This is a genomic window from Gammaproteobacteria bacterium, from assembly GCA_013696315.1.
Lineage (GTDB): Bacteria > Pseudomonadota > Gammaproteobacteria > JACCYU01 > JACCYU01 > JACCYU01.
In genome coordinates, this window is sequence record JACCYU010000204.1 from 1 (window position 1) to 8,591 (window position 8,591).

At 61.5% G+C, this 8,591-nt stretch carries 6 protein-coding genes and 1 pseudogene; 6 read left to right on the forward strand and 1 reads right to left on the reverse strand.

Features of this window, described 5'->3' with window-relative positions; translation table 11 throughout:
* Window positions 1-708: 708 nt before the first annotated feature.
* Entirely contained in the window at window positions 709-1,356 is a 648-nt protein-coding gene (locus tag H0V34_11990; GenBank protein ID MBA2492380.1) for a hypothetical protein, read from the forward strand.
* Window positions 1,357-1,499: 143 nt separating this feature from the next.
* Window positions 1,500-1,706, forward strand: coding sequence for a type II toxin-antitoxin system HicB family antitoxin (locus H0V34_11995; protein ID MBA2492381.1), 207 nt, complete (start codon window positions 1,500-1,502; stop codon window positions 1,704-1,706).
* A 320-nt stretch (window positions 1,707-2,026) separates the two neighbouring features.
* Here the strand turns inward: H0V34_11995 and H0V34_12000 are convergent, their stop codons facing one another.
* A complete protein-coding gene (locus H0V34_12000) occupies window positions 2,027-2,599 on the reverse strand; it encodes a Uma2 family endonuclease (GenBank protein ID MBA2492382.1) in 573 nt (190 codons plus the stop codon).
* 201 nt (window positions 2,600-2,800) lie between these two features.
* On the opposite strand from H0V34_12000, the pseudogene H0V34_12005 reads away from it, so the two are divergent.
* From H0V34_12005 to H0V34_12020, 4 genes and pseudogenes are all read left to right on the forward strand, one after another.
* Window positions 2,801-4,852, forward strand: a pseudogene (locus H0V34_12005) (NADH:flavin oxidoreductase).
* Window positions 4,853-4,915: 63 nt separating this feature from the next.
* Window positions 4,916-6,871, forward strand: coding sequence for a DUF3483 domain-containing protein (locus H0V34_12010; protein ID MBA2492383.1), 1,956 nt, complete (start codon window positions 4,916-4,918; stop codon window positions 6,869-6,871).
* A complete protein-coding gene (locus H0V34_12015) occupies window positions 6,868-8,103 on the forward strand; it encodes an electron transfer flavoprotein subunit alpha/FixB family protein (protein ID MBA2492384.1) in 1,236 nt (411 codons plus the stop codon). The genes H0V34_12010 and H0V34_12015 overlap by 4 nt, the downstream gene beginning before the upstream one ends.
* The coding region (locus H0V34_12020; GenBank protein MBA2492385.1) for an electron transfer flavoprotein subunit beta at window positions 8,093-8,591 on the forward strand (499 nt) is incomplete at its 3' end. The genes H0V34_12015 and H0V34_12020, both read left to right, overlap by 11 nt.

Sequence of the window (8,591 nt, forward strand, 5' to 3'; positions counted from 1 at the left end):
TCATCATGCGGGCAACTCTCCAGGACAACAGGTCTTTAAGTCCTCCACCAGGCCGCGGAGAACCTCACGCGCCGAGAATAACGGAAGACGACTTACAGAGATATAATCGTCCGGGATGCGACATTTAACAAAGTGTTGCAGGTGACATTCGGCCCGCCGCGCGTGCCGCCCGCACCTGAACACAGGCGTTGAGGCTGTAGAAAAACCATAGATTGGCACACACGTAGCTGCGATGACAAGCAGCGTCACATAGCGTACCGGGCCTTGCTCATAGTTGGACAAGGAAGCGATCGACGACATCCGACTCGCTGAACCAGAACCAGCCCGTGGGTAACAACCGCTTTTATGCCAAGCTCGAGAAACTAACCGGCGAACGGCGCGAAGCTAAACCAAAATGCAGGGCGGGGGTGTTACGACAATACAATCCTGATGCGACCCATCGTCAGGAAAAGTTGGAGGTATGAGATAGGATAGTGGAATAATGCGAGCCTGGACCCTTTAGTCTTCTTATGATGTTGTATCTGGATCTGCGGCTGGCGAAATGCGAAGTGTCGGGGCTTATGCGAACGAGGTGTTGCGCCCCATCACCTCCAAACGGCGCGTTCGAGCTAATGCAGCTCAAGCGTCGCGCCAGCATTGCTGTCACGCCGCTTGCTCGACTACATCACTCAACCTAGAAACGTTAGCCAACACAGAAAACCAAGCAGCATGAAGACCATTGGCCAGCTTCTGCCGCTACTAACTGCCTATTTGACTGGCTGTTCTCTTCTATACCTTATCGTTTTTTGGGGGAGTTTTGACGTTAACGTTTTTGATTACATAACGCTTCAGCAGGCCCTTACATATGCTGGAACCATGTTCATGTTTATCGCTTTCCTAATTCTCCCACTTATCTTAGCTTATTATTTTTTTGATTCAGCGGCTCCGGAAAAGCGATCACGATTAGTTGCTATGCCGGTCATTACCAAGGCACTGGTTGCGGTATATCTTGCCTCAGCTGTGTTGTCGATCGTGTATAGGGAAAGCGCTTCCGACTGGTTATTATCCATATGGTGGACAGCTACGGCTGTTGTCCCGGTTTTTTTGGCTTCACATCCTGCCCTAAAAGATCTCGTAAAGAGCTATATTCTGAGAATTGCTATTGCATTAGTTGTATTCTATACACCCTACGGTGCCGTTAACTGGGGCATGATCAAGGCAGACCAGCTAAAGAACGACACCTTATGTAATGCTGTAGAAATCAACGAAACACATGGACTTCCTTCGGTTCTTATTCGGGTCGGAGTATTGGGCGATACGGTTTTTTTAGGCAAATTGGCGCAAAGCAGATCTATGAGGTTAAGAGGGATTTATTAGCGGTTATAAAGCCTCGTAGTTGCTAGCCCCCGTAGGGCGGAAGCCCCTTACGGGCGTTCCGCCGCATAGCTGAAAGTAAGCGGGGGTATCCAAGGACGCGATAGTAGAATAATTCTCTTGCAGAGTTCCCATAGGGAGTCGCCATGAATTTCAGCATCGAGCATGAGCAGGAAGCCGATGGGCGTTGGCTTGCGGAAGTCCCTGCGCTGCCGGGTGTATTGGCCTATGGAGTCAGTGCCGATGACGCCATGGCAAAGGCGGAGGTGCTGGCTTTGCGCGTCCTGGCCGAGCGGCTGGAGCATGGTGAGAGTCGTCCTGTTCCCATCAACATCACGTTCGTTGCTGCATAAGCCGATGGCCCGTGGTCAAGGCCAACCGCGTGCTGGCGGCTCTCTTGCGCATAGGCTGGCGGATCAAGCGGCGGTCGGGTTCGCATCAGACACTTTCAGGCCGAGTTGGTCTGATTTTGTATTCGCTTTCCACGACAGAGAAGAGATCGGCCGAAGATGCTTGCACGAATTGCAAAGCACACAGGATTAACTCCGGAGGACCTATAAGCTCCAACTCGCGCAGCTCGTGTAGGCTGGGGTGAGCCTGCGAATCACGGCGATCCATCAACCGCTGCCCGGGCCACGGTTGGCGGAAAACATCCTTCGTTCTCGACGCCCTATCAGTCCTCGATCCACAGGTCGGCCAGCGCAAGCGAGATCGCGGTAAACGGTTCGATACTGACTTGCTCCTGATCCTTGAACTGACCGATCACCGTCCAGTGCTCATCTTTTAGCGCAAAAGCTTCGAGCGTTCGCGCCGCCGGGTCGACCAGCCACAGGAACGCGACGCCGTATTGCGCGTACAACGGCATTTTTACCACGCGATCGTGTTTGGCCGTTCCAGGTGACAGCACCTCGCAAATCCAGTCAGGCGCGACTTCGAAACGCTGATCGCGCGGGATTCGCGGCAGACGTTCACGCCGCCAGCCGGCGATGTCCGGCACCGCGACCTCGGTGTCGCGCACGAAATGAACTTCGGGCTCGTCCAGTATCCACCAGCCTCCAGGGCCACCACGTCCGCTGTGAAATGCATTGTGGACGTCGGCGCCAAGAGAGGAAGTGGCCACAGCATGCGGCCCGGCCGGGCGCGGCTGGGTGTAGAGCTGTCCACCGATAATCTCACCCGTCAAATGCTCGGGCAATTCCATCAACTGCTGGTACAGCGACTTCGACGATGAAGCTGGCAGACTCATAGGGTAACGCTCCCCGATGCGCGTGAACCGCTAACTCAATTGGATTATAACGCCAGTGCTTGCAATGGGCATAAGCGCGCGAAATGGCGCATTTCCGCAAGTCGCTGTCGCTGCCGGACGCATCGTGATGATACGGAAATTCTAGACTCCCTCGGATTCCAACAGGCCGCCAGGCCATTAATGCCGAAGGGGAGTTACATCATGGGCCAGTTCGATGCGCTGTTCCGGCCGCTCAAGATCAAGCATCTGACCATCCGCAATCGCATCGTCAGCACTTCGCATTCGGAGGTGTACGGCGAAAACGGAATGCCGACGGAGCGCTTCCGCGCGTATCACGCGGAGAAGGCGAAAGGCGGCATCGGCATGACCATGTGCGGCGGTTCGTCGTCGGTATCGATCGACAGCCCGACGTCGTGGTGGAATTCGCTCAACGTCGCGGACGACCGCATCATCCCGCATTTCCAGAAGCTCTCGGAAGCCGTGCACGCCCACGGCGCCGCCATCATGATCCAGCTCACGCACATGGGCCGGCGCAGTCGCTCCGACGGGCAGCACTGGCCGAACCTGTTGTAGCCTTCGGGCTTGCGCGAGCAGGTGCATCGCGCCAATTGCAAGATCATCGAAGTCGAGGATATCGAGCGCATCGTCAGGGACTTCGGGCAGGCCGTGCGACGCGTGAAGGAAGGTGGCCTGGATGGGGCCGAACTCTCGGCCGCGCACCAGCAACTGATCGATCAATTCTGGTCGCCGCTGACCAACCAGCGCACCGATGGCTACGGCGGCACTTTTGAGAATCGCATGCGCTTTGGCATCGAGGTTTTGGGCGAAATCCGCCGGGTGGTGGGCGATGACTTTATCGTCGGCATGCGCATGTGCGGCGACGAGTTTCACGACGGCGCGATGGACAACCAGGAGATGATCCGCATCGCGAAGTATTACGCCGAGTCAGGCCTGATCGATTTCGTCAACGTCATGGGCTCGGGCGCGGACACTTACGCGCTGTCGGCCAATCTGGTGCCATCCATGGCGTACCCGCCGCAGCCGTTTCTGTATCTTGCGGCCAGCATCAAGGCGGAGATCGACCTCCCCGTGATCCACGCGCAGAACATCAAGGACCCCATTTCGGCGGCGCGCATCATCGAGGAAGGTCAGGTGGATCTGGTGGGCATGACCCGCGCGCACATCGCCGATCCGCATCTGGTCAACAAGATTCGCGAGGACAAGGTCGATCAGATTCGCCAGTGCGTGGGCGCCAATTACTGTATCAACCGCATGTACTCAGGCCTCGACGTGGCCTGCGTGCAGAATGCCGCCACCGGCCGCGAGCAGACCATGCCGCACCGGATTCGCAGAAGCGAGCAGCGTCGCAGGATTGTCGTGGTCGGCGGCGGGCCGGGCGGCATGGAAGCCGCGCGGGTGTGCGCGGAGCGGGGTCATGAGGTGATCCTGTTCGAGAAAAACGATGCTTGTGGCGGGCAGATCAATCTGGCGGCCAAGGCGCCGGCGCGCGATCAGATTGCCGGCATCACGCGCTGGCTCACGATGGAACTGTCACGCCTGCGCGTGGACGTGCGTTTGAACCACGAGGCCGACGCGACCACCGTGCGCGGGCTGGACCCGTCAGTCGTTATCGTCGCGACGGGCGGCGAGCCGAATTTGAGCGAATTCCCGGCCTGGCATGCGGGCGAAGGTCTGGTGGTGAGCACGCACGATATCCTCGCCGGGCGGATAAAGCCGGCCAAAAACGTGCTCGTGGTCGACGTTCACGGCGGCTATCCGGGCGCTACTTGCGCCGACTTTCTCGCGCACCGCGACGTGCTGGTCGAGATCGTGAGCCCGGACGCGAGTTTCGGCGAGGAGCTGGGCGGCACGGTGCGGCCCGTGTACCTGCGCAGGCTGTACGAGAAGGACGTGGTGCTGACGCCGAACTTTTCCTTTAAAGACGTATACCGCGAGGAGGAAAAGCTGGTCGCGGTGCTCGCGAATGAATACACGGGCGCGGAAGAGGAAAGAGTCGTTGACCAGATCGTGGTCGAGAACGGCGTGCGCCCCGACGAGCGCCTGTACTACGCCCTGAAGGGTTACAGCAGGAATCGTGGCCAGCTCGATCTCAAGGCGTTGTTTGCGGCCAATTCCCAGCCAGCGCCGGAATTCGACGGCGAATTCCTGATGTATAGAGTGGGCGATTGCGTCTCGGCGCGCGACATCCATGCCGCGATCTATGATTCGCTGCGCCTGTGCAAGGATTTTTGACCAACATGGTCAATTTCTCGCAAATACGCCAAGACGCCAAGGCGAGTCGTTACGGTGCAATCCATGACGTCTGACTTCCTTCCTGGCCTATTGGTGATGCTGAGCCTCGCGGCGCTGCTGGTGGCGGCGGGTTGGCGCGCGCGTCGCTGGCTCGCTGGCCGCCCGGCCGCGGTGGACATTTTCAGTGGCTTGCTGCAGGCGCCGCGGCGCTATCTCGTCCACGTGCACGAAGCGGTCAGCCGCGATCCGATCGAATCGACGCCGCGCGATACGGGCCGGCGCACGGCGGGCATGCACGTTCTCACCGCCGGCGGGCTGGTTTCCGCCACCGTTTTGATCATCGCGGTGCATGTGCTTGGGTTCGATGGCGCGATGCCGACCGCGCTGCTGCTGCTATGTCTCGCGACAATGGCGGCGGGTGCGCTGATGCTGGCGCTGCGCCGCTGGCCCGGAGATATTCCTGAGCGGCTTTCGCGCGGTGGCTTTCAGCGGTTGCCATTTAGCGTGGCGGCCTTTGTAGTGTTTTTCATCATCGCGACCTTGCCGCTGACTGCCATCATGCCGCCCATCGTCTGGACCTCGCCCGGCGGATTGATGCTGCTGGCACTGGGCGCGTGGGCGTGTCTCGAACTGTACGTCGGCATGGGCTTAGGCCCCATGAAGCACGCGCTCAACGGTGTCCTGCACCTGGCTTTTCATCCGCGTCCGTCACGGTTCAATGCGGGGCGACTGGCGCCCACCGACAGTGGACTGCAGGGCATGGATCTGGCTGAAGCACGGCTGGGCGTGGAGCGTCCGGTGGATTTCCGATGGAATCAGTTGCTTGGCTTCGACGCTTGCGTGCAGTGCGGACGCTGTGAAAGCGCTTGCCCCGCATATGCCGCCGGCCTGCCATTGAATCCGAAGAAGCTGATCCAGGATCTGGTGGCCGCCGAATGCGAACGTGGCTCCGACGTTCACTACACCGGTCATCCGCACCCGGACGGCGATGCGGCTGGCGTGGCGCACGGCGGACCCATTCTTCCGGTCGTCGGCGCTCAGGCCATGCTCCGTCCGGAGACGATCTGGGCTTGCACCACCTGCCGCGCCTGCGTGTACGAATGCCCGATGATGATCGAGCACGTGGACGCCGTGATCGATCTGCGCCGTTACCAGACCCTGGAACTCGGCGCGACACCCGGCAAGGGCGCTGAAGTTCTGGAGGAACTGCGCGCGACCGATACGGTAAGCGGGCGGGCGCTGAACACGCGGCTGGACTGGGCGGCGGACCTCAAGCTGCCCGTTCTGGCGGAACGTGGCGCGTGCGATGTGCTGCTCTGGGTTGGCGAAGGCGGCTTCGAGATGCGTGCTCAGCGCACCCTGCGTGCGGTTGTCAAGCTGTTGCGCGCGGCGAACGTAGTCGATATTGCCGTGCTGGGCGAGGAAGAGCTCGATTGCGGCGATCTCGCGCGTCGTCTGGGCGATGAGGCGACTTTTCAGGATCTGGCCCGGCGCAATATCGCCACCCTGGCGAAATATCGTTTCGATTCGATAGTCACCTGCGATCCGCATGTTCTGCATGCGCTCAGAAACGAATATGCCGCGCTGGGCGGACACTACACGGTCGAGCATCACACCATGTTTCTTGCGAGGCAGATCGAGGAAGGCCGGCTTACACCAAAGCCGATGCGACATAACCTCATCACTTTCCATGACCCGTGTTATCTGGGCCGCTACAACGGCGAGATCGAGGCGCCGCGCAAGGTACTCAAATCCATCGGCATCAAAGTCATCGAGATGCAGCGCTCGGGGCTACGGTCGAGTTGCTGTGGCTGGGGTGGGGGTGCCGCGTATACCGACGTGCCTGGCAAGCGACGCATCGCCGACGTGCGCATGGATCACGTGCGCGCCACGAACGCCGGCACGGTGGCAGTGGCGTGTCCAAACTGCGCGGTAATGCTTGAAGGCGTGACGCAGCCACGCGCGGAAGTGACCGACGTGGCCGAACTGCTGTGGGCGGCCGTGGAGGCGCCGTCGTGAGCGCGCCACGCCGCAACCGGCCCACGCCGCGCGGATCAGCGCTTTCTGACGATAGGCGCACGCGTCGCGATCCGCGAGTCGAGCGCGAGCATCCAGAGCCGATGGTTCTAACGGAAACCGTCTCCCGCGTACGGCGCGATCCACGCGCGCTGCGCGTCGTGGGTCTGCTCGCGCCGCATGAGCGGTTGCGCATCGATCGCTCGCAGCCCATGACGCTGGTGGATGCGGCCGCGAAGGTGAAAGCACGCGACATTACCGGCGCGCTCCCGGCTGTCATCCCAGTCGTCATCGAAGATCCGTCGTGCGGGATTCTGGCGATACCTGATGTTCCGGACGGACGATTGAGCCCGCACGATCGCGACGCGCTGGGCGCGGCGCGCGGTCTTGCGGACTCGTGTGGCGGCGCGGTGGTCGCACTCGTGTTCGAGCCGGTCGAGGCGCTGGGCGCGGCGGGCGCCGACAGGGTGATGCGCTTCGATTACGTAGTGAAAGGTTACGCCCCCGAGATGCGTGCCGCCGCGGTGCTGGCCGCAATCGAATCACTAAAGCCGCGGCACGTTGTTTTTCCGGACAGTCCCACGGGTGGCGGCGATCTCGGCCGGCGGGTCGCGGGCAGGCTCGGCGAGTGGCCCGCGACGCACGTGCGGCGCAGCGAGGAAGGGGCAATCGTCAGCCGCGGCGACGGCGGGCACAGCGATTTCCTGCACGACGCCCCGCGGTTTGTGCTGGTCGACCCGGGCGCGGGCGGCACGTTTTCGGAGGCGCTTCGCGAGGGCCGCGTGCTGGATGCGCCGCTGGTTGCGGTCGATCCCAGGATCACCGATCTGGGCATGTTGCCGGTCGAATCCGACGCGGTGCCGCTGGCGGAAGCCGAATTCATCGTTAGCGGCGGCGCCGGTATCAGAAACTGGGATAGCTTTCATATACTCGCGGGCGCGTTGGGCGCCTCGGAGGGCGGCTCGCGCGTGGTCTGCGATGCGGGATCTTTGCCGCGCGAACGTCAGATTGGCGCCTCCGGCACTCTCGTTGCGCCGCGCTGTTACCTCGCGCTGGGCATCTCCGGCGCCCCGCAGCACCTGCAAGGCATCGCGCGGGCGGAATCGGTCATCGCCGTCAACACCGACCCGTATGCCGAGATCATGAAGCGCGCCGATCTTGCGATCGTTGGTGATGCGCAGGCGATTATGGACACACTGTTGCGGCTGCTGGCGGAGGTGCGCGATGTTGCTTGAGGTGGCTGTACTGGTGTCGGTGGGGCGGCATCCCGTATCCGGGCGGGCGCGGCGGGCGGACGGCGACGCACAGGCAGTGGAGATGGCGCTCACGCTTCGCGATCGCTACGGCGCGCGGCTGCGTCTCGTCCACGCGGGCGATCCAGACGAGCCGACACTGCGCCAATACGCCGGCATGGACCTGAGCGCGCTGGTCGTGCTCGAGCTCGCGTCCGGACTGGACGCCCTCCCGGTCATCAGTCGTTACCTGTGCGCTGCGCGGCCCCGGCTGGTGCTGACCGGCGGCCAAGCCGAGCAAGGTGTTTGCAGCGGCCAGCTTCCGTATGCGCTCGCCGAGGCGCTGGGTTATCCCATCGTTACGAGCATCGCCGGGATCGAACTCGGTTTAACGCACGCCGATTTGTATCAGGCGTTGCCGCGCGGTCGCCGGCGCGGGCTCCGGGCCAGTCTGCCGGTGGTCGCGAGCGTCGCTCTGGCCGCGCCAGCGC

Bases quoted from the DNA above. Each gene is read 5' to 3' on its own strand.
- H0V34_11990 (MBA2492380.1), top strand. From the start codon at position 709: ATGAAGACCATTGGCCAGCTTCTGCCGCTACTAACTGCCTATTTGACT.
- H0V34_11995 (MBA2492381.1), top strand. From the start codon at position 1,500: ATGAATTTCAGCATCGAGCATGAGCAGGAAGCCGATGGGCGTTGGCTT.
- H0V34_12000 (MBA2492382.1), bottom strand. From the start codon at position 2,599: ATGAGTCTGCCAGCTTCATCGTCGAAGTCGCTGTACCAGCAGTTGATG.
- H0V34_12010 (MBA2492383.1), top strand. From the start codon at position 4,916: ATGACGTCTGACTTCCTTCCTGGCCTATTGGTGATGCTGAGCCTCGCG.